Source organism: Vibrio misgurnus (genome assembly GCF_029635775.1).
Taxonomy (GTDB): Bacteria; Pseudomonadota; Gammaproteobacteria; order Enterobacterales; family Vibrionaceae; genus Vibrio; species Vibrio chanodichtyis.
Map to the genome: position 1 here is coordinate 1 of NZ_CP113241.1, position 21303 is coordinate 21303.

At 50.2% G+C, this 21303-nt stretch carries 17 protein-coding genes and 1 riboswitch; of the genes, 7 read left to right on the plus strand and 10 right to left on the minus strand.

Features of this window, described 5'->3' with window-relative positions:
• From dnaA to gyrB, 4 genes are read left to right on the plus strand one after another with little or no spacing between them, the layout of a single operon-like run.
• Complete coding sequence (dnaA, locus tag OOK74_RS00005; protein ID WP_166013994.1) at positions 1-1404, plus strand: chromosomal replication initiator protein DnaA; 1404 nt, start codon at positions 1-3, stop codon at positions 1402-1404.
• Between the two features lie 52 nt (positions 1405-1456).
• Complete coding sequence (dnaN, locus tag OOK74_RS00010) at positions 1457-2557, plus strand: DNA polymerase III subunit beta (RefSeq protein ID WP_274723433.1); 1101 nt, start codon at positions 1457-1459, stop codon at positions 2555-2557.
• An 18-nt stretch (positions 2558-2575) separates the two neighbouring features.
• Positions 2576-3676, plus strand: a complete 1101-nt coding sequence (recF, locus tag OOK74_RS00015) for a DNA replication/repair protein RecF (RefSeq protein WP_278182833.1) — start codon at positions 2576-2578, stop codon at positions 3674-3676.
• 11 nt (positions 3677-3687) lie between these two features.
• Positions 3688-6105 carry a DNA topoisomerase (ATP-hydrolyzing) subunit B gene (gene gyrB, locus OOK74_RS00020; RefSeq protein ID WP_274723435.1) on the plus strand — a complete coding sequence of 806 codons (2418 nt, stop codon included), beginning with the start codon at positions 3688-3690 and terminating at the stop codon, positions 6103-6105.
• Between the two features lie 71 nt (positions 6106-6176).
• On the opposite strand, the gene OOK74_RS00025 is transcribed toward gyrB, so the two are convergent.
• From OOK74_RS00025 to glyQ, 3 genes are all read right to left on the minus strand, one after another.
• Positions 6177-7433, minus strand: coding sequence for a valine--pyruvate transaminase (locus tag OOK74_RS00025; RefSeq protein ID WP_278182834.1), 1257 nt, complete (start codon positions 7431-7433; stop codon positions 6177-6179).
• A 312-nt stretch (positions 7434-7745) separates the two neighbouring features.
• A complete protein-coding gene (gene glyS, locus OOK74_RS00030; protein ID WP_278182835.1) occupies positions 7746-9827 on the minus strand; it encodes a glycine--tRNA ligase subunit beta in 2082 nt (693 codons plus the stop codon).
• A gap of 14 nt (positions 9828-9841) precedes the next feature.
• Positions 9842-10759, minus strand: coding sequence for a glycine--tRNA ligase subunit alpha (gene glyQ, locus OOK74_RS00035; protein WP_166013988.1), 918 nt, complete (start codon positions 10757-10759; stop codon positions 9842-9844).
• Positions 10760-10963: 204 nt separating this feature from the next.
• A riboswitch (yybP-ykoY riboswitch) is annotated at positions 10964-11074 on the plus strand.
• A gap of 90 nt (positions 11075-11164) precedes the next feature.
• Here glyQ and OOK74_RS00040 point away from each other — a divergent pair.
• Complete coding sequence (locus OOK74_RS00040; protein ID WP_274723438.1) at positions 11165-11719, plus strand: TMEM165/GDT1 family protein; 555 nt, start codon at positions 11165-11167, stop codon at positions 11717-11719.
• Positions 11720-11851: 132 nt separating this feature from the next.
• Complete coding sequence (locus OOK74_RS00045; RefSeq protein ID WP_166013986.1) at positions 11852-12103, plus strand: hypothetical protein; 252 nt, start codon at positions 11852-11854, stop codon at positions 12101-12103.
• A gap of 88 nt (positions 12104-12191) precedes the next feature.
• Here the strand turns inward: OOK74_RS00045 and tusA are convergent, their stop codons facing one another.
• Positions 12192-12443 (minus strand): sulfurtransferase TusA, encoded by a 252-nt coding sequence (gene tusA / locus OOK74_RS00050; RefSeq protein WP_166013985.1) that lies wholly within the window; start codon positions 12441-12443, stop codon positions 12192-12194.
• A 261-nt stretch (positions 12444-12704) separates the two neighbouring features.
• On the opposite strand from tusA, the gene OOK74_RS00055 reads away from it, so the two are divergent.
• Positions 12705-13661: a LysR family transcriptional regulator gene (locus OOK74_RS00055; protein ID WP_274723439.1), complete on the plus strand. Its 957-nt coding sequence runs from the start codon at positions 12705-12707 to the stop codon at positions 13659-13661.
• Between the two features lie 18 nt (positions 13662-13679).
• On the opposite strand, the gene acuI is transcribed toward OOK74_RS00055, so the two are convergent.
• The 6 genes from acuI to ilvG all read right to left on the minus strand — a co-directional run bounded on the left by acuI (position 13680) and on the right by ilvG (position 21118).
• Entirely contained in the window at positions 13680-14660 is a 981-nt protein-coding gene (gene acuI, locus OOK74_RS00060) for an acrylyl-CoA reductase (NADPH) (RefSeq protein ID WP_274723440.1), read from the minus strand.
• A gap of 178 nt (positions 14661-14838) precedes the next feature.
• Positions 14839-16371, minus strand: coding sequence for a threonine ammonia-lyase, biosynthetic (gene ilvA, locus OOK74_RS00065; RefSeq protein ID WP_274723441.1), 1533 nt, complete (start codon positions 16369-16371; stop codon positions 14839-14841).
• A 3-nt stretch (positions 16372-16374) separates the two neighbouring features.
• Positions 16375-18216 (minus strand): dihydroxy-acid dehydratase, encoded by a 1842-nt coding sequence (gene ilvD / locus OOK74_RS00070; protein WP_278182836.1) that lies wholly within the window; start codon positions 18214-18216, stop codon positions 16375-16377.
• Positions 18217-18225: 9 nt separating this feature from the next.
• A complete protein-coding gene (gene ilvE, locus OOK74_RS00075; RefSeq protein WP_278182837.1) occupies positions 18226-19164 on the minus strand; it encodes a branched-chain-amino-acid transaminase in 939 nt (312 codons plus the stop codon).
• A gap of 11 nt (positions 19165-19175) precedes the next feature.
• Positions 19176-19460, minus strand: a complete 285-nt coding sequence (gene ilvM, locus OOK74_RS00080; protein ID WP_166013981.1) for an acetolactate synthase 2 small subunit — start codon at positions 19458-19460, stop codon at positions 19176-19178.
• Between the two features lie 11 nt (positions 19461-19471).
• A complete protein-coding gene (ilvG, locus tag OOK74_RS00085; protein WP_277207649.1) occupies positions 19472-21118 on the minus strand; it encodes an acetolactate synthase 2 catalytic subunit in 1647 nt (548 codons plus the stop codon).
• Between the last annotated feature and the right edge of the window lie 185 nt (positions 21119-21303).

Consider the following 21303-nt stretch of genomic DNA (forward strand, 5'->3'; position numbering starts at 1 on the left):
GTGTCATCTTCGCTATGGTTGCAATGTTTGCAACGGCTTCAGGAAGAGCTACCTGCCGCAGAATTTAGTATGTGGGTGCGTCCGCTCCAAGCGGAGCTCAATGACAATACTCTCACTTTATTTGCGCCTAACCGCTTTGTATTAGATTGGGTGCGCGATAAGTATCTCAATAGTATCAATCGCTTGCTGCTAGAGTTTAGTGGTAACGATGTGCCTAGCCTGCGCTTTGAAGTGGGTAGTCGCCGCGTGGTAGCAGTAAAGCCTGCTCCGGTGCGCACTGCCGCCGATGTGGCGGCAGAGTCTTCAGCTCCGGCCCAGCTTGCCCAGCGTAAACCGATCCATAAAACGTGGGATGACGACAGCGCAGCGGCCGATATTACTCACCGTTCGAATGTGAACCCGAAACACAAGTTCAATAACTTCGTGGAAGGTAAATCTAACCAGCTCGGTTTAGCGGCAGCGCGTCAAGTATCCGATAACCCTGGTGCGGCTTATAACCCACTGTTTTTGTACGGTGGTACGGGTTTAGGTAAAACTCACTTGCTGCACGCGGTGGGCAACGCGATTGTCGATAACAACCCGAACGCTAAAGTGGTGTACATGCACTCCGAGCGTTTCGTACAAGATATGGTAAAAGCATTGCAAAACAATGCGATTGAAGAGTTCAAGCGCTATTACCGCAGTGTTGATGCCTTGCTGATCGATGATATTCAATTTTTTGCTAATAAAGAGCGCTCGCAGGAAGAGTTCTTCCACACCTTTAATGCGCTGCTGGAAGGCAATCAACAGATCATTTTGACGTCTGATCGCTATCCAAAAGAGATCAATGGCGTAGAAGATCGTCTCAAATCACGTTTTGGTTGGGGTTTAACGGTAGCGATCGAGCCTCCGGAGCTAGAAACTCGCGTCGCGATTTTGATGAAAAAGGCCGAAGATCACCAAATTCATCTACCTGACGAAGTGGCCTTCTTTATTGCTAAACGTCTGCGCTCTAATGTGCGCGAGTTGGAAGGAGCACTCAATCGGGTGATCGCTAACGCCAATTTTACCGGTCGACCGATTACGATTGATTTTGTACGTGAAGCGTTGCGGGATTTGCTCGCACTGCAAGAAAAGCTGGTCACCATTGATAATATTCAGAAAACGGTGGCCGAATACTACAAAATCAAAGTCGCCGATCTGCTATCAAAACGTCGTTCGCGTTCCGTAGCGCGCCCGCGTCAATTAGCCATGGCACTGGCTAAAGAGTTAACTAACCACAGCTTGCCTGAAATTGGTGATGCTTTTGGCGGGCGTGACCACACCACAGTATTACACGCATGCCGTAAAATCGAACAATTGCGCGAAGAAAGCCACGATATCAAAGAAGATTACTCGAATCTGATCCGTACGCTTTCCTCTTAATTAGCGCTATGGTTTAGTGAACTTTGCTTTCACTTTCGTTGAAGAGAAGACGATGAAATTTACCATTGAACGTAGCCATTTAATTAAACCATTGCAGCAAGTATCTGGCACTTTGGGTGGCCGTGCTAGCTTGCCGATCTTGGGTAATTTGTTGCTCAAGGTGGAAGATAATCAACTATCAATGACCGCGACGGATCTGGAAGTTGAATTGCTAAGCCGCATCACCCTAGAAGGTGAATTTGAAGCCGGTAGCATTACCGTGCCAGCCCGTAAGTTTTTAGATATTTGCCGTGGTTTGCCAGATAGCGCAGTGATCACTGTGCTGCTCGAAGGCGATCGCATTCAAGTACGCTCAGGTCGTAGCCGTTTCTCGCTGGCCACGCTGCCAGCCAGTGATTTTCCAAATATCGAAGATTGGCAAAGTGAAGTACAAGTGTCACTCACCCAGGCCGAGCTACGTGGTCTGATTGAAAAAACCCAGTTTTCAATGGCTAACCAAGATGTACGCTATTACTTAAATGGTATGCTATTTGAGATTGAAGGATCGACTTTGCGTTCTGTAGCAACCGATGGTCATCGTATGGCGGTGGCGCAAGCTCAGCTTGGTGCGGATTTTGCGCAAAAACAGATCATTGTGCCGCGTAAAGGGGTACTCGAGCTGGTCAAATTGCTTGATGCGCCAGAGCAGCCAGTGGTACTGCAAATCGGCAATGCTAACTTGCGAGCAGAAGTGAACCACTTTGTTTTCACTTCTAAGCTGGTTGATGGCCGTTTCCCGGATTATCGCCGTGTATTACCGCAACATACCAGTAAAACGCTTGAAGCGGGGTGTGATGAATTACGCCAAGCTTTTTCGCGTGCCGCGATCCTGTCCAATGAAAAATTCCGTGGCGTGCGGGTCAATTTAGCCGATAACGAAATGCGGATTACCGCCAACAACCCAGAGCAGGAAGAAGCGGAAGAGTTGCTGGATGTGAACTTTGATGGCGATTCGATCGAGATTGGCTTTAACGTCAGCTACATTTTGGATGTGCTCAATACCTTGCGTTGCGACCAAGTGCGTGTGTCAATGTCGGATGCCAATGCCAGCGCTTTGGTGGAAAATGTCGCGGATGACAGTGCCATGTATGTGGTGATGCCGATCCGTCTTTAAAGGTGTAATCCAGTTGCCATGCCGCTTTCTCGGTTAGTGATCCAACAGTTTCGTAATATTAAAGCCTGTGATATTCGCCTATCAGCAGGCTTTAACTTTCTTATTGGGCCAAACGGCAGCGGTAAAACCAGTGTGCTTGAGGCGATTTATCTGCTTGGTCATGGCCGCTCTTTTAAAACCGCACTGACGGGGCGGATCATTCAAAACGAGTGCCGAGAACTGTTTATCCATGGTCGAATTTGTGAGCATGGTTTGAGCTCTGATCAATTTGAGCTACCGGTTGGCATTAATAAGCAGCGTGATGGCTCAACAGAGGTTAAAATAGGCGGCCAAACTGGGCAGAAGCTAGCGCAATTAGCGCAAATTTTGCCATTGCAACTGATTCATCCGGAAGGCTTTGAGCTGCTGACCGATGGACCGAAACAGCGCCGTGCTTTTATCGATTGGGGAGTGTTTCATACTGAACCCGCCTTTTATGAAGCATGGGGGCGGTTTAAGCGGCTAACTAAGCAGCGCAATGCGCTATTGAAAAGCGCGCACAGCTACCGTGAACTGAGTTATTGGGATCAAGAATTAGCCAATTTGGCGGAGCAGATTGACCAGTGGCGAGCCCATTATGTCAATCAATTGAAAAATGTGGCAGAGCAGTTATGTCGCGCATTTTTGCCAGAATTTGAGATTGATTTAAAGTACTATCGAGGTTGGGAAAAAGATCAGCCTTATCAATCAATTCTGCAGAAAAACTTCGAAAGAGATCAGCAATTAGGCTACACCGTTAGCGGCCCTAATAAAGCCGATTTGCGGATCAAGGTCAACGCAACCCCAGTGGAAGATGTGTTATCACGGGGGCAATTGAAATTAATGGTGTGTGCGTTGCGAGTTGCGCAAGGTCAGCACCTTACTGAGTTAACCGGCAAGCAATGCATTTATCTTATCGATGATTTTGCTTCCGAATTGGATAGCCTACGTCGCCAACGTTTGGCAGATAGCCTTAAAGGGACGGGGGCGCAGGTTTTTGTAAGTTCTATTACCGAAAGCCAAGTGGTGGATATGTTGGATGAGTCCAGTAAAACTTTTCATGTTGCCCATGGTGTAATAGAGCAAGGATCAATAGAGTGAGAGAGTAACTCATGTCGAACAATTACGATTCATCGAGTATTAAGGTACTGAAGGGTCTGGATGCAGTACGTAAGCGTCCGGGTATGTACATCGGCGACACGGATGATGGCACCGGTCTGCACCACATGGTTTTTGAGGTGGTGGATAACTCAATTGATGAAGCGTTGGCAGGTTACTGTAAAGACATCGTGGTGACGATCCACGAAGACAACTCAGTGTCAGTCAGCGATGACGGTCGTGGTATTCCGACTGAAATGCATCCTGAAGAGCAAGTTTCGGCGGCAGAAGTGATCATGACCGTACTGCACGCCGGCGGTAAATTTGATGATAACTCCTATAAAGTCTCCGGCGGTCTGCACGGGGTTGGGGTTTCCGTGGTTAACGCCTTGTCGGAAAAAGTCCAACTGACGATTTACCGTGGTGGCAAAATCCATTCGCAAATCTATCACCATGGTGTGCCACAAGCACCCCTCGCCGTCGTCGGTGAGAGTGAGCGTACCGGTACTACGGTACGTTTCTGGCCAAGTGCTCAAACCTTTACCAATATTGAATTCCATTATGACATTCTCGCCAAGCGCTTGCGTGAGCTGTCATTTCTCAACTCTGGCGTGTCGATTAAGCTGGCCGATGAGCGTGAACAAGATAAAAAAGACCACTTTATGTATGAAGGTGGTATTCAAGCGTTTGTTTCTCACTTAAACCGCAATAAAACTCCAATCCATGAAAAGGTATTCCACTTCAATCAAGAGCGTGAAGATGGTATCAGTGTCGAAGTGGCGATGCAGTGGAACGATGGTTTCCAAGAGAACATTTACTGCTTTACCAACAATATTCCACAGCGTGATGGTGGTACCCACTTAGCCGGCTTCCGTGGAGCTTTGACCCGTACGTTGAACAACTACATGGACAAAGAAGGTTTCTCGAAGAAAGCGCAAGCGGCGACTTCCGGTGATGATGCCCGTGAAGGTTTGACGGCGGTCGTGTCGGTCAAAGTGCCAGATCCTAAATTCTCTAGCCAAACCAAAGACAAACTGGTTTCTTCTGAAGTGAAATCAGCGGTTGAATCGGCGATGAATGAGAAACTGGCTGACTTCTTGGCGGAAAACCCGAGTGAAGCGAAACACGTCTGCTCCAAGATTATTGATGCGGCGCGTGCGCGCGAAGCGGCCCGTAAAGCCCGTGAGATGACTCGTCGTAAAGGTGCGCTTGATTTAGCCGGCTTGCCGGGCAAATTAGCCGATTGTCAGGAAAAAGACCCAGCATTATCTGAACTGTATATTGTGGAAGGAGACTCAGCGGGCGGTTCAGCGAAGCAAGGCCGTAACCGTAAGAATCAAGCTATTCTGCCGCTGAAAGGTAAAATTCTTAACGTAGAAAAAGCACGTTTTGACAAAATGCTCTCTTCGCAAGAGGTCGCGACACTGATCACCGCGCTGGGTTGTGGTATCGGCCGTGACGAGTACAACCCAGATAAACTGCGTTATCACAACATCATCATCATGACCGATGCGGACGTCGACGGCTCGCACATTCGTACCCTGCTGTTGACCTTCTTCTACCGCCAAATGCCAGAGCTGATTGAACGTGGTTACATTTACATCGCGCAGCCACCACTCTACAAAGTGAAAAAAGGCAAGCAAGAGCAGTACATCAAAGATGAAGATGCGATGAACCAGTACCAAGTGGCACTAGCAATGGATGGTGCAGCTTTACACGTTAATCCGGATGCTCCTGCGTTGGCGGGTGAGCCGCTTGAGAAACTGGTGCAGCAATACAATGCCGCGATCAAGTTGGTGGAACGGATGAGTCGCCGTTACCCGTATGCGCTGCTGCATGAATTGCTGTACGTACCACGTATCAGTGCTGAGTTGTGTGTTGACCAAACGGCGGTGCAAGCTTGGACCGAGCGTCTGGTTGAGCAACTGAATGCCAAAGAAGTGGGTGCCAGCCAATACAGTGTGCTGGTTGAGCACAATGCTGAACTGAATGTGTATCTGCCAAAAATTCAGGTGCGTACTCACGGTGTGACCCATGAATACTTATTGAGTGCTGATCTGATCAACTCGAAAGAGTACGCCAAACTGGCTGATCTGTCGCAAGCGTTAGATGGCCTGATTGAAGCGGGGGCATTCATTAAGCGTGGCGAGCGCGTGCAACCGATCACCAGCTTTGCTGCCGCACTGGAGTGGCTGATCAAAGAGTCACGCCGTGGCCTATCGATTCAACGCTATAAAGGTCTGGGTGAAATGAATCCAGATCAGCTGTGGGAAACCACGATGGATCCAGATACGCGACGTATGATGCAAGTGACGATTGAAGATGCGGTGGGCGCCGATGAACTGTTCACCACTTTGATGGGCGATCAAGTTGAGCCACGCCGTGCGTTTATCGAAACCAACGCCTTGAAAGTGGCTAACCTCGACGTCTAATCCAGCCTGTTAAGTGCTATAAATTAAGCCCGCGAAATTCGCGGGCTTTTTGCATTGCTCAGTTTGGGGGTTTAGACGTTGGCCTGTTGATACGCTTTTTTTACTTCTTCAGCGATGATCGCGATGCCTTGTGCCATTTCGGCTTCATTTTGCACATAGTTCATGCGCAAACATTGATGGGCGTGTGGCCACTCTTGTGGTTGACCGATAAAGAAGTATTCGCCCGGTACTATCAGCACCCCACGCGCTTTCAAACGTTGGTACAGCTCCATGGTGGTGATCGGCAATTCATCAAACCACAGCCAGAGGAAGATCGCCCCTTCCGGTTTATGGATGCGAAAACGCGGATCATCAATCGTACTTTGCAGCAGTTCTACCGCATGTTGCGCTTTTTGGCGATAAAACGGTTTGATCACCTGCTCGCTTAATCTCAGTAGATCGCCTTTTGCTATCATTTGTTGTACCAGTGCAGGGCCCATACTACCCGGCGCTAAGCTAATGATACCATTCATGTTGGTTAGCGCTTGAGTGACCGCTTGATTGGCGATCACTATCCCACAGCGCAGGCCGGGTAAGCCCAGCTTGGACAAACTCATACACAAGATGGTGTTGTCATTCCAAAACGGTGCAACGTCTTCAAAAATGATATTGGGGAAGGGCACTCCGTAAGCATTGTCGATGATTAAAGGCACACCGTGTTCACGCGCTAATTGGTCGAGTTTGTGGATTTCCTGCTCGGTTAAGACATTACCGGTTGGATTAGTCGGGCGTGAGACACAGATCGCTGCCACCGACTCATCGACTTTCAGCTCAGAAAAATCCACATGGTATTTGAACAGTCCTTGGTCGAGCAGCTCAATCTCTGGTCGGTAGGAGACAAAAATATCTTCATCAATGCCAGCATCCGCGTAGCCAATGTATTCGGGGGCCAGTGGTAGCAGAATTTTTTTGTGTGAACCATCGGGCTGTTTACCCGCCAGCAAGTTAAATAGGTAGAAAAAGCCGCTTTGGCTACCGTTGGTCAGGGTGATGTTTTTTTCGCTGATCTCCCAGCCATAGGTTTCGCGTAGCAGCTTAGCTAGCGATTTCACAAACACATCTTTGCCTTGTGGCCCATCATAATTGGTCATCGCATGCAGCAGCGAGCCATCGGCCAACATGTCGGCACTGGTGTGGTGAAAGTAATCGAGCATGGCAGGAATCGCGGCAGGGTTACCGCCACCGAGCATGATCGCACCAGGGGTGCGCAGACCATCATTCAAATCATCCATTAACTGGGTAATACCGGAATAGCGATTAAACTTTTCGCCAAAAGAGGAATAGTGCATTGCTCGACTACCTAATGATTGTTGTGTTTGTGAAAGATATACCGGTGGGATCTCCGCCGTTTAGAGTAGTGTTTCAACATAGCGCAATGTTTTTAACTGGCAAAGCACTATTTTTGAATCCCCTTCCGACTTGAAGCTGCAGCGGTGTTGGCTACGTTGCTTCAGCCCAATCACATAGCGTATCTATGCTCATGGGGATTCACTCACTTGCCGCCTACCTGCAACTCCAAGTTGTTTGGGGTGCGCGATGAAAAACAAAGCCCAACTCATAGGAGTTGGGCTTAAGCTTAGTCAGATCAAAGCTGGGCGAGCTTATTTTTGCAGTAGCGAAATGTCGGCAATTTGCAAGAACAGGTTACGCAGCTTGTTAAGCAGGGTGAGACGGTTCTGCTTCAGTGCTTGATCGTCGGCCATTACCATCACGTTGTCGAAGAAGGCATCGACAGGCTCGCGTAGGCCAGCCAGCTTGCTTAGGGCTTGTTGATAGTCACCAGTTGCGAACGCCGGTTCTAACGCTTCAGCCATGATTTCGACCGCTTCCGCTAAGGTTTTTTCGGCGTCTTCTTGCAGCAAAGCCAGATCGATTTCTGCGGCTAACTCACCATCGTACTTAGCCAGAATGTTGCCTACTCGCTTGTTAGCGGCGGCCAGTGCTTCGGCTTCTTCAAGTGCACGGAAGTGTGATACCGCTTTGACGCGTTGATCAAAATCAGCCGGTTTGGTTGGGTTACGCGCCAGTACCGCTTGGATGATGTCGCTGCTAAAGCCGGCATCTTGGTACCATGTTGGGAAGCGGCCGAGCATAAACTCAATCACTTGCTGCTCAACGTTGGCGTTGGTCAGGCGGTCACCAAACAGGGATTTGGCTTTGGCGATTAAATCGACCAGATCCAACTGGTAGCCGTATTCAACCAGAATACGCAGCACACCGAGTGAAGCTCGACGCAGCGCAAATGGGTCACTGCCTTTCGGCGCTTGGCCGATACCAAAAATACCAACGATAGTATCGAGTTTATCAGCCATCGCGACCGCCGCAGAAACGCCACGGCTTGGCAGTGCATCACCGGCGAAACGTGGCATGTATTGCTCGTTCAGTGCAACGGCTACTTCTTCAGCTTCACCATCGTGACGCGCATAGTGCATACCCATTACGCCTTGAGTGTCGGTAAATTCAAACACCATTGAGGTCATGAGATCGCATTTAGCCAGTAGGCCAGCGCGCTTAGATTTTTCAACGTCAGCACCGATCTGCGCGGCGATGTAGCCAGCCAGTTCAGTAATGCGGTCGGTTTTGTTTTTAATGGTGCCGAGTTGCTGTTGGAAAATCGCGTTTTCCAGCAGAGCTAAGCGAGCCACCAGCGGACGTTTACGGTCGGTATTGAAGAAGAATTCCGCATCCGCTAGACGTGGACGCACCACCTTCTCGTTACCTTCGATAACGTGGCGAGGCTCTTTCGATTCGATGTTGGAAACGAAGATGAAATTCGGCAGCAGTTTTTTGCTGGCATCATCCATCTGGTGCGAATAAACCGGGAAGTACTTTTGGTCACCTTTCATGGTGTACACCAAAGCTTCAGCCGGAACTTTGAGGAATTTCTCTTCAAATTTCGCGGTCATCACCACTGGCCATTCAACCAATGAGGTCACTTCTTCCACTAATGCATCATCCAGATCGGCGATACCGCCCAGTTGTTGCGCCGCTTGTTGCGCGCCTTCAATGATCAGCGCTTTACGCGTTGCGTAATCCGCGATGACTTTACCGCGCTGTTCAAGGATTGCAGGGTATTGTTGCGCAGATTCGATGGTGAACTCCGCTTCGCCCATGAAACGGTGGCCGCGTACGATGCGATCCGATTTCACGCCCAAGATTTCACCTTGGATCAACTCGCTACCAAACAAGATAGTCAGGGTTTTGACTGGGCGGATAAATTGAGTCTCTTTATCGCCCCAACGCATTGGTTTGGCAATCGGCAGGTTAGCCAGCGCTTTGGCGGCCATCTCCACCACCACAGATGCGGTTTGTTGACCTTGTACTTGCTCTTGAAACAGCAGCCATTCACCTTTATCAGTGACTAGGCGATCGGCTTGTTCTACCGTAATGCCATTACCACGAGCCCAACCTTCGGCGGCTTTGGTTGGCTTGCCATCGGCATCAAATGCCACGTTGACGGCTGGGCCACGTTTTTCTACCACGCGATCTGGTTGACTTGTAGCCAAATTGGCCACTTTGAGAGCCAAGCGGCGTGGTGTGGCAAACCAAGTCACGCCTTGGTGTGCGATGTCGGCGGCGGCTAGCTCAGTTGCAAAATTGGCCGCAAAGGCTTCAGCCAGTGTGCGCAGTTGCTTTGGTGGTAACTCTTCTGTGCCTAGCTCAATTAAAAATTCTTTTGCCATGAGTGCTGTTCCCCTTACTTCTGTTGTGACGGCTTACACATAGGGAAGCCCAGCGCTTCACGGGATGCGTAATAAGCTTCGGCGACCGATTTAGTGAGGTTGCGAATGCGCAGAATGTAGCGCTGGCGCTCAGTGACTGAGATCGCTTTGCGTGCATCAAGCAGGTTGAAGGCGTGCGCCGCTTTCAAAATGCGCTCGTAGGCTGGCAGTGGCAGTGGCTTTTCAAGTTCCAGCAAATGTTGGCACTCTTTTTCGCACTGGTCGAAGTAAGTGAACAGGAAATCCACATCCGCATGTTCAAAGTTGTAAGTGGATTGCTCAACTTCATTTTGGTGGTAGATGTCACCGTAAGTCACTTTGCCGAGTGGGCCATCGTTCCAGGTCAGATCATAAACTGAATCGACGCCCTGAATGTACATCGCGAGACGCTCAATACCGTAAGTGATTTCACCGGTTACTGGTTTACACTCTAGACCGCCCACTTGTTGGAAGTAAGTAAATTGAGTTACTTCCATGCCGTTCAGCCACACTTCCCAGCCCAGACCCCAAGCACCTAAGGTTGGGTTTTCCCAGTTGTCTTCCACAAAGCGGATATCGTGCACACAAGGGTCAATCCCCAATACACGCAGAGAACCTAAGTACAATTCTTGAATGTTGTCTGGTGATGGTTTGATGATCACCTGAAACTGGTAGTAGTGTTGCAGACGGTTTGGGTTTTCACCGTAGCGGCCGTCGGTTGGGCGGCGTGAGGGTTGAACGTACGCGGTCGCGATAGGTTCAGGGCCTAATGCTCGTAAGCAAGTCATCGGGTGAGAAGTACCTGCACCCACTTCCATGTCGAGCGGTTGCACAATAGTACAGCCTTGTTGGGCCCAATAATCCTGCAGCGCGAGGATCATACCCTGAAAGGTTTTGATGTCGTATTTTTGCATAGTCAGGTTCGCGCGATTCTTCTGTCTGAATTGATAAAAAATAACACTGAAGTATACCCAGTTATTGGCTGACAAAGTAGAGCAAATCTTGCTGATTTATTGGTCACACTGCGCTTTTATCGCTGCATGCTGGTTATTAGCGGGTAACCAGTGCATTAAGCTGGAGACAAAAGGTTGCACTCGGAACGCGATGTGGCTAAAATCCGCCCCGTCTTTGGGGAGTAGCTGGTCGTTAAGTGGTCAACTTAGCGATTCACACATCAACATATTTGGTACTCAATTACCATGGTGTGTGAGACCTGAGCCTTCAGGTTTAGCAAGACCTTAGACAAACAACACGAACTGGGATAGGGCGTGGTTGTTTGTCTATGGTTGCATAATAATCCCTATCCCGAAGAGCATGTCATGAGCGTTTTAGCAATTTCCATCACTACCGTTGCGTTGGCCGAGATTGGCGACAAAACCCAACTGTTATCCTTGTTACTGGCGAGCCGTTATCGTAAGCCGATCCCAATTATTGCCGCGATTTTTCTGGCTACGATCGCCAATCACGCGTTAGCGGCTTGGCTCGGCGTGGTGGTTGCAGACTATCTCTCGCCGGAGATCTTAAAATGGGTGTTGGTGGTCAGTTTCCTCGCGATGGCGGGTTGGGTGTTGATCCCGGATAAATTGGATGAAGATGAGTCTATCTCCAATCGCGGTCCATTTATTGCCAGTTTTATCGCTTTCTTTGTGGCGGAAATTGGCGATAAAACCCAGATCGCAACCTCAATTCTTGGTGCACAGTATGCTGATGCTCTGAGTTTTGTCATTTTGGGCACGACCATTGGTATGTTGTTAGCCAACGTGCCTGTGGTGCTGATTGGTAAGCTTTCGGCCGACAAACTGCCATTGGCATTGATCCGTAAAATTACAGCGCTGCTGTTTTTTGCTTTGGCGATTGCTGCTGGGTGCTATTAATCTGCACTGGGCAGTGCGATCTGGCTATGCCGCGTTGCACAGCGTGATCGACTGCCCATCCTAAGCCTGCATCTCGTGCTAGGGTTGTGTCGAGATCCATCTGAGAATCAACGGACACAAGGAGCAAGCCGTATGCTGACCCGCTATATGGGCATGAGTGCCAAAAGCCAAAGTTATTTATTTACCTTTGGCTTAATTTTGACCCTGCTAGGGATGACCTTAACCAATTTATGGATGCCAATGGTGATTGGTGCGCTTGTGATGACCGCCTTAGCGGTCGAAGCTTGGATCCGAGTAGCGCATATTATTCCGCTGCACGATCAAGTGCGTGAAATCAAACAGCAGCTCCATCAGCTACAAGCGGAGATCCACCGCGTCGAATAGAGGTTGATAAAAGCCATAACGGCAAGGTGGCCAGTTCGGTGGTTTTGCCGTTATGGGGCTATTTAAGCTTGGTTGATTCAGCGTTGATCTATTCAACTAGGCCTTTTTTAATCAAATATTGATACGGCAGAGTATCGGTGATAGCGCCGAGTAATTGATGATCCATAAAGCGGCAAAAACTCGGTATATCCCGCGTGGTCGAGGGATCATCTGCCGTGACCAATAAAATCTCCCCATCTTGCATTGTGCGCATGGTTTTCCGAACCATCATCACGGGCTCTGGACAGCGTAATCCTTCTGCTTCTAGGGTATGTGTGGCAATGTGCGGATTAAAATTCATGCTAAAACCTGCTGGGTATCACAATTAGGGCGTAGATATTACTGGTGAGGAAAAAATATTCAACATTCAGTCGCGAAAAGCTGGCTGGTAGCAGCCATTAATTATACGCCTATATCCATACTGATTATGACTCTCTCGCTGGTCGTCTTGCTGCTGCCTGCCAATAGTCTTGGTATCAGCTTTAGTCGAGAAAGCTGAGATTTTATTTATCGATTGGGTAAACTCTAGAGTATGGCCTTCTTGTAATAAGCGGATGTGAGTGTGGAATTAGAAGATATCTACCGTCGCGATCTCAACCTTTTGGTTGCTTTATGTGTGTTGGTTGAGGAGTGCAGTGTCAGCAAAGCCGCAGCTAGGTTGAATCTAAGTCAATCAGCAATGAGCCGAATACTTGGCCGTTTGCGTTATTTACTTAATGACCCATTATTTACCCGTCATGGACAGCGCCTGATCCCAACTGAAAAAGCCCTAACATTTAAACATGATCTTGGCCAGCCGCTTGAAACACTGCGCCAGTTATTATCTCCTGCTGAGTTTAATCCTAAGTCTTGTCAACAAACCTTCACCATTGCGACTACTGATTATGCGATGCAGACCATTTTGCCATTTGCTTTACCACGCATTTATCAAGAAGCTCCGAATGTGGCATTTGAGTTATTGCCATTGCAGCATGAGCGGCTAGTGGATCAACTGACTTATGATGGTGCTGATTTGGCGATTTGTCGGCCAATTGGTTCGATTCAACCTTTGCAAAGTCAAGTTTTGGGGCGGGTGGGTGTGCTGTGCTTATTATCAGAGCATCATCCGCTAGCTCAAGCGTCGATGACTTTACAAGATTATATTTATTATCCCCACGCGATGATTGCGATTAGTGATGGAGTTAAAGCTCTGCTTGATCAGGCGCTGCAAGGGCAACCAGCACGTCGAATGGTGCTTAGGGCTTATCATTTAGCGGCAGCGCTAGCGATTATTGATATCATGCCGCTTATTATTACCGTACCTGCGGATTTGGCTTATTTGGTGGCTGAGCGTTATCAGTTGGTGGTGAAACCTTTGCCGTTTGCATTTACTCCTTTTGATTATTCGATGATTTGGCATCCGCGCTGTGAGCATTCTCCTGCCCAAGAGTGGCTGCGCAGTATTGTCAAAGAGGAGTGCGGTAAATTGATTGCTAAGCGAGTAGAAGATATGGGACTTGATGATTCAAGGCCCATATAGGGCCTTGAATGGATGAGATTACAATTTAATCACCACCCGACCAGTCACTTGACCATTGGTGATGGCGGCGGCGTATTCCGCTACCTGTGCTAAGTCGATTTGGTGGCACGCTTGTTCAAAGTAACTGGCAGGAAGCAGTTCGACCAGTTTTTGCCACGCCGCCACGCGTTTTTCCAATGAGCAGTTAACCGAATCTACCCCTTGTAGGCGTACGTTACGCAAAATAAATGGCATCACGGTGGTCGGCAGATCGAAACCGCCCGCTAAACCACAGGCCGCGACCACACCGTGGTAATTCATTTGTGCCAAGATGTTAGCCAGCATCTGGCTACCAACCGTATCGATCGCTCCAGCCCACTGCTGTTTTTCCAATGCACGAGCTGGCTCGGCAAATTGGTCACGCTCAATAATACGACTCGCGCCGAGTTTCGTGAGTAGTGGACCATTCTCGGCCGCTCGCCCAGTCACGGCTACCACTTGATAGCCCAATGCCGCTAGCAAGGTTACCGCTACGGAACCCACCCCGCCACTGGCGCCTGTAACTAAGATTTCGCCATCTTCAGGTTGAATGCCACCATCGAGTAGTGCTTGCACGCACAGCATGGCGGTTAAACCTGCGGTGCCAATCATCATCGCTTGTTGGCTGGTTAAGCCTTGTGGCAGCGGTACTAACCAATCAGCCTGTAAACGTGCTTTCTGTGCCATGCCGCCCCAGTGGTTTTCACCGACGCCCCAGCCGGTCAGTATGACTTGATCGCCCGCTTGGTAGCGTGCATCTTGTGAGCTGAGCACTTTACCGGCTAAATCGATGCCCGGCACCATAGGAAAATGACGAATGATTTTGCCTTTACCAGTGATGGCGAGCCCATCTTTATAGTTGAGAGATGAGTAATCGACCGAGATCAGTACATTACCATCAGGTAATTGTTCCTCATCAATCGTGTTGATAGTGGCGATGGTGCGTTTATCTTGTTGGTTTAAGATTAATGCTTGAAACATGGGATTCTCCATTCATGGTCAGCGTTGGCTCTAGTCTAGTCTTGATTGGACTATGAATTAAATGAAAGTTAAGCATGATCGCTATGCTTCATGTGCATAGTTTTATTCAAGGTATGGTTTGAGGTGGTAGAACATAAGAAAAGCCCCACTATAAAGTGGGGATAAGGTGGGGCGGAGACTATTTCGCGAGGAAGAAACGGTAGGCCGGATTATCTGTTTCATCTTTATAACGATAACCGAGTTCAACCAAGTGTTCCGAGAAGCGGCCTAAATCTGGCGTATCCAATTCAAAACCGCACAATACCCGACCGTAGTCGGCACCGTGGTTGCGGTAGTTGAACAAGCTGATGTTCCAGTGAGTACCGAGCATGCTTAAGAATTTGAGCAGTGCGCCGGGGTATTCGGGAAACTCAAAGCTGTACAACCGCTCAGTCAGAGTTTTGGAGGGGCGTCCACCAATCATGTAGCGAATGTGCAGTTTGGCCATTTCGTCATCGGAGAGATCTTGTACCGGATAACCAGATTGGCGTAACTCATGGATGATCGACTTCAACTCTTCCGGTCCGCCAATTAAGCGCACCCCGACAAAAATATTGGCCAGTTTATCGTCACTATAGCGGTAGTTAAATTCGGTTACCGCTCGATTGCCGATAATATGACAGAATTCGAAAAAGGCCCCTTTGCGTTCCGGAATGGTCACCGCGAGTAAGCCCTCTCGCTTCTCCCCCAGCTCACAACGCTCAGAAACATAACGTAAACCATGGAAATTGGTATTGGCACCAGAAAGCACCGTGCCGAGCTGTTTGCCTTTCAGTTGCTGCTGTTCGGCAAATTTTTTCAGTCCAGCCAGTGCCAGTGCGCCAGAAGGTTCCGCGATGGCGCGCGTATCTTCAAAAATATCTTTCACTGCGGCACAAATCTCATCACTGGAGACGGTGATGTGGCCATCGAGATATTGTTGGCACAGGCGAAAAGTTTCATCGCCAATCCGTTTCACCGCCACGCCATCAGCAAACATGCTGACTTGATCGAGCACGACCGGCTTGCCGGCATCTAAGGCGGCTTTCAGACAGGCCGAGTCTTCCGGTTCAACCGCGATCACTTGAATTTCTGGCATCAACTGTTTGACCAATACCGCCACTCCAGCGGCTAGACCGCCGCCGCCGACCGGCACAAAAATGTAATCGAGATGGCCATTTTGTTGCAGCATCTCCATACCAATCGTACCTTGGCCAGCAATCACCAACGGATGATCGAACGGCGGCACAAAGGTGTAGCCTTGCTGTTTGGCGAGGCGTTCCGCTTCGGCTTTGGCCTCATCAAAATTATTGCCATGCAGCAGCACTTCACCGCCAAAACCACGCACCGCTTCGACTTTGATGTCTGGCGTCGTGCGTGGCATGACAATCGTGGTTTTGATGCCGAGTTTGCTGCCCGACAGCGCCATACCTTGTGCATGGTTACCGGCTGAAGCGGCGATCACGCCGGCGTCTTTTTGCGCTTGGCTTAAATGTGCCACCATATTGTAGGCACCGCGCAGCTTAAAGGAATGCACCGGTTGGCGATCTTCCCGCTTGATTTGTACTTGGTTGGCAATCCGTGCCGAAAGGCGCGGCATATTTTGCAAAGGGGTGATCGTGGCCACTTCATAGACTGGAGAGCGTAAGATTTGGCGCAGATAATCTGCGCCCGTTGGTTGCGTTTGTTCCATGATTTAGCCCTCAAGTTTCGACTGATCGCGCACCGCACCTTTGTCGGCACTGGTCGCCAAGCTAGCGTAGGCTTTGAGTGCCAGTGACACAGGTCGTTGGCGATCAACCGGTTTCCAGCCGAGTTGATCTTGCTCAGCGCGGCGGGTAGCCAGTTCAGTCTCACTGACTTGGAGCGTGATCGAGCGGTTGGGAATATCAATCGCGATGCTATCACCACTGCGCACTAAACCTATGCTGCCACCATTGGCGGCTTCGGGCGAGACATGCCCAATCGATAAGCCGGAGGTGCCACCCGAGAAGCGTCCATCGGTGAGCAGCGCACACTGTTTACCCAGTCCCATTGATTTGAGGTAGGTAGTTGGGTAGAGCATCTCTTGCATACCCGGTCCACCTTTCGGGCCTTCATAACGGATCACCACCACATCACCCGCTTGTACTTGGCCACCCAGAATGCCAGATACCGCCTCTTCTTGGCTTTCAAACACGACCGCGCGGCCACAAAATTGCAGAATGCTGGCATCCACCCCTGCGGTTTTGACAATGCAGCCATCGAGTGCCAAATTGCCTTTTAGCACCGCCAGCCCACCATCTTGGCTGTAAGCGTGGGCTTGATCGCGGATACAACCGGTTTGGCGATCGTCATCGACCGTCTCCCAGCGGCAATCTTGTGAGAACGCTTGGGTGGTGCGAACTCCAGCTGGACCGGCGCGGAACAAGGCGTTGATCGCATGATCTTCGCTCTGTTTCACATCGTATTGTGCCAACTGTTCACGCAGCGAAAGACCTAACACCGTACGGGTTTGATCGTTAAGTAAGCCTGCCCGTTGCAACTCGCCCAAAATGCCCATCACCCCACCAGCGCGGTGCACATCTTCCATATGGTATTTCTGGGTCGATGGCGCCACTTTACATAGGTGAGGTATTTGGCGAGATAGGCGATCAATATCAGCCATATCAAAGCCGATTTCACCTTCCTGTGCTGCGGCTAACAGGTGCAATACGGTGTTGGTCGAGCCGCCCATGGCAATATCCAGCGCCATCGCGTTTTCAAACGCGGCTTTGCTGGCAATATTGCGTGGCAAAACGGCGGCATCATCGTGCTCGTAGTAGCGCTTGGTGAGTCCAACAATCCGTTGCCCTGCGCTCAAAAATAGCTGTTTGCGATCCGCATGCGTGGCGAGGAGCGAGCCATTCCCCGGTTGAGAGAGACCGAGCGCTTCGGTGAGACAGTTCATCGAGTTAGCGGTAAACATTCCCGAGCACGAGCCACACGTGGGGCAAGCCGAACGCTCGATCTGTTCACTTTGCGCATCGGAAACCTTGGGATCTGCGCCTTGCATCATCGCATCGACCAGATCGAGCTTGATGATCTGGTCAGAAAGCTGGGTTTTGCCCGCCTCCATTGGTCCGCCAGAGACGAAAATGGTCGGAATATTGAGGCGCATTGCCGCCATCAGCATTCCCGGGGTAATTTTGTCACAGTTGGAGATGCACACCATCGCATCGGCGCAGTGGGCATTGACCATATATTCAACCGAATCGGCGATCAGCTCACGGGAAGGCAGCGAATAGAGCATGCCGCCATGTCCCATCGCGATACCATCATCGATCGCAATGGTATTGAACTCTTTGGCAATCCCGCCGCTGGCTTCAATTTCACGTGCGACCAGTTGACCGAGATCTTTTAAATGTACATGGCCGGGAACAAATTGGGTGAAGGAGTTGACCACTGCAATGATCGGTTTACCAAAATCTTGCTCTTTGACGCCAGTGGCACGCCATAATGCGCGTGCCCCCGCCATATTACGTCCGTGAGTGGTGGTAGCGGAACGATACTTAGGCATGGAAACTCCTTATTGCGCAGCTGGGTAAACGTAATCCAACCAGCCCCACTTGTCTTCGGTGCTGCCGTTGAACAGGCCAAAATAAGCGTTTTGGATGGCTTTGGTGATCGGACCGCGTTTGCCAGCTCCGACGGTAATTTTGTCGACGCTGCGTACTGGAACTACTTCGGCAGCGGTGCCGGTCATGAAAATCTCGTCGGCCAGATACAGCGCTTCACGGGAGATATTGGCTTCACGCACTGAGTATCCCATGTCACGAGCAAGGGTAATGATCGAATCACGGGTGATGCCCGGCAGGATCGAGCTGGTGGTTGGGGGGGTGAGTAATTCACCATTTTTGACCACGAAAATATTTTCGCCCGCACCTTCTGAAAGATAACCATCGACACTCAGCGCGATGCCTTCCGCGTAGCCGTGGCGACGTGCTTCGCCACCCACCAACAGTGAAGAGAGGTAGTTACCACCGGCTTTAGCGGCAGTTGGAATAGTATTCGGCGCGGCACGGTGCCAACTAGACACCATCGCATCTACGCCATTTTCCAGCGCTTCGTCACCCAGATAAGCGCCCCAAGGGAATGCGGCAATCATCAGATCCATTTCTGTGCCCGTTGGTGGACACACACCAAGACCGACGTTACCCACGTAGGCCAGTGGACGAATGTAGGCGCTATCGAGTTTGTTGGCGCGCAAGGTTTCACGGGTCGCTTCCATAATGGTTTCCATCGAGTAGGGGATCGGGAAGCGATAGATTTTGGCAGAATCAAGCAGGCGCTGCGCGTGTTCACGGTGGCGGAAGATGATTGGGCCTTTTGGAGTGTTGTAACAGCGCACACCTTCAAACACCGAAGTGCCATAGTGCATTGCATGGGTCAGTACGTGAACGGTCGCATTTGCCCATGGGATCATTTCGCCATTGAACCAAATATAATCAGCAGTTTTTGTTGCCATGATTGCCTTCCTTATGCATAAAGTTTTTGCTGTAAATTGTTGTTGGGGAGTTCGTCATTGCGGATCACGGTGACTTCCACCGAGCGTACATCCCACAGTTTTTCAATTTGATTGGTCAAGGTTGAGATCGGACGGTCACTGTCGACAATAATCTCAACGCTGGCGATTTTGCTGGCATGGTTTTGGGTCGCCGCGACTTGCTTGATCACAAAGCCACGATGCCGAGTTACGCGCAGCACGCGCTCTAATAACACGGGTTTATCATCGGCTTTAATATCGAGTAGATAACGTTGCATGTGGCTTCTCCCTAAGTATTCTCAAGCATGTCAGTATTGGATGCGCCCGGTGGTACCAATGGCCACACGTTCTCTTCTTCATCAATCTGCACATGCAGCAGATAAGCGGTCGGGCTGGCAAGCATTGCCCGTAGCGCAGGCTCAACTTCTTGTTTGCGGCTGATGGTTTTCCCTGGGATGTTGAAGGCTTTGGCCAGCATTACGAAATCTGGATTGTCATCCAAAATCGTTTCGCTGTGGCGACCATCAAAAAATAGCGATTGCCATTGACGCACCATGCCTAACCGTTGGTTATCCAGTAGCACTATTTTGACTGGGATCTGGCGTCGCTTGAGCGTGCCGAGTTCTTGCACATTCATCATAAATGAGCCGTCGCCGCTGATCAGGATTGATTGATCGTCAGGCCGTGCCACGGCTGCGCCCATTGCTGCTGGTAAGCCAAAGCCCATGGTGCCAAGCCCTGCTGATGAGATGAAGTTTTGTGGTGCGCGTGGTTGAATGTGCTGCGCAGCCCACATTTGGTGTTGGCCGACATCGGTGGAGACGATCGCGCTATCTGGCATCAGGTCGGACAGTTGCTTAAGCAGCAGTGGGGCATAGATTTTTTCGCCCGGATGATCGTAATTCCATTTTAATTCATGGCGCAGGCTGGCACTGTAATCGAGCCAGGATGCGATAGTGTGAGGCAGCTTAAGTTGCGGCAAAATCTGCTGAATATCGCCACGCAGTGCGGCGTGCGCATGGCGCAGTTTATTGAACTCGGCGGCGTCAATATCAAGGTGGATCACTTTAGCGTGGGGGGCAAAGGTATCGAGCTTGCCGGTCACACGGTCATCGAAACGCGCGCCTACCGCGATCAACAAATCACACTCTTGCACGATCAAGTTGGCCGCTTTGGTGCCATGCATGCCGAGCATGCCGAGATAATGCGGGTCGTGCCGTTCAATCGTACCTAACCCTTTGAGAGTACTCACCGCAGGCATTGGATTGTCGCGCAAAAACGTGCGTACTGTATCGGTTGCATGTGCCAGTTGGACACCGCCACCGACGTACAATACCGGACGTTCACTTTGCGCGAGCAGAGCTTGCGCGGCAGTTAACTGTGCACCATCCACTTGTGGCATCGCTGGCGGAGTAAAATTGGGTAAACGAGATACGGGAACTTGGCCAAGTTGCACATCTTTGGCGATATCAACCAGTACCGGGCCTGGTCGGCCGGTTTGTGCTACTTGAAAGGCTTCCGCCAGGGTTGGCGCAAGCTCATTTGGGTCGGTGACTAAGTAGCTGTGCTTGGTGCAAGAGAGTGACATGCCGATCACATCCATCTCTTGAAAGGCATCTGTGCCGATATGTGAGCTGGCGACTTGGCCAGTAATCACCACGATAGGTATCGAATCCAACAGTGCATCGGCGAGTCCGGTCACCAAATTGGTTGCTCCAGGGCCAGAGGTCGCCATACACACCGCGACTTGCTGGGTTGAGCGCGCCATACCAATCGCGGCCATCGCCGCACCTTGTTCATGACGACACAGGATATGCTCGACACCACCATCGTATAGCGCATCATAAATCGGCATGATTGCGCCACCGGGGTAACCGAACACGGTTTTAATGCCCTGTTGTTGTAATGCTGCAACGACTAATTGTGCGCCAGTCATCGTGCCTCCTTGCGGCAACAATTGCTGTTGCTGCGGGTGTTGTGTTTGCACTTCATGTGCTGCTCCCATGCTTCCTGTTGATTCTGAACGCGATTCTTGCGACGGGCTGCTGAACGGCAACTGCCAGTGGCGAGAGATTATCCCTATCCTGCTTGACGCTACAGTGGTGTTAGTGACGTGAATTC

Bases quoted from the DNA above. Each gene is read 5' to 3' on its own strand.
- ilvM (WP_166013981.1), bottom strand. From the start codon at position 19,460: ATGCAACGTTATCTACTCGATATTAAAGCCGATGATAAACCCGTGTTA.
- ilvD (WP_278182836.1), bottom strand. From the start codon at position 18,216: ATGCCTAAGTATCGTTCCGCTACCACCACTCACGGACGTAATATGGCG.
- acuI (WP_274723440.1), bottom strand. From the start codon at position 14,660: ATGTTTCAAGCATTAATCTTAAACCAACAAGATAAACGCACCATCGCC.
- ilvA (WP_274723441.1), bottom strand. From the start codon at position 16,371: ATGGAACAAACGCAACCAACGGGCGCAGATTATCTGCGCCAAATCTTA.
- OOK74_RS00040 (WP_274723438.1), top strand. From the start codon at position 11,165: ATGAGCGTTTTAGCAATTTCCATCACTACCGTTGCGTTGGCCGAGATT.
- recF (WP_278182833.1), top strand. From the start codon at position 2,576: ATGCCGCTTTCTCGGTTAGTGATCCAACAGTTTCGTAATATTAAAGCC.
- ilvE (WP_278182837.1), bottom strand. From the start codon at position 19,164: ATGGCAACAAAAACTGCTGATTATATTTGGTTCAATGGCGAAATGATC.
- glyQ (WP_166013988.1), bottom strand. From the start codon at position 10,759: ATGCAAAAATACGACATCAAAACCTTTCAGGGTATGATCCTCGCGCTG.
- tusA (WP_166013985.1), bottom strand. From the start codon at position 12,443: ATGAATTTTAATCCGCACATTGCCACACATACCCTAGAAGCAGAAGGA.
- dnaN (WP_274723433.1), top strand. From the start codon at position 1,457: ATGAAATTTACCATTGAACGTAGCCATTTAATTAAACCATTGCAGCAA.
- OOK74_RS00025 (WP_278182834.1), bottom strand. From the start codon at position 7,433: ATGCACTATTCCTCTTTTGGCGAAAAGTTTAATCGCTATTCCGGTATT.
- OOK74_RS00045 (WP_166013986.1), top strand. From the start codon at position 11,852: ATGCTGACCCGCTATATGGGCATGAGTGCCAAAAGCCAAAGTTATTTA.
- gyrB (WP_274723435.1), top strand. From the start codon at position 3,688: ATGTCGAACAATTACGATTCATCGAGTATTAAGGTACTGAAGGGTCTG.
- glyS (WP_278182835.1), bottom strand. From the start codon at position 9,827: ATGGCAAAAGAATTTTTAATTGAGCTAGGCACAGAAGAGTTACCACCA.
- ilvG (WP_277207649.1), bottom strand. From the start codon at position 21,118: ATGACTGGCGCACAATTAGTCGTTGCAGCATTACAACAACAGGGCATT.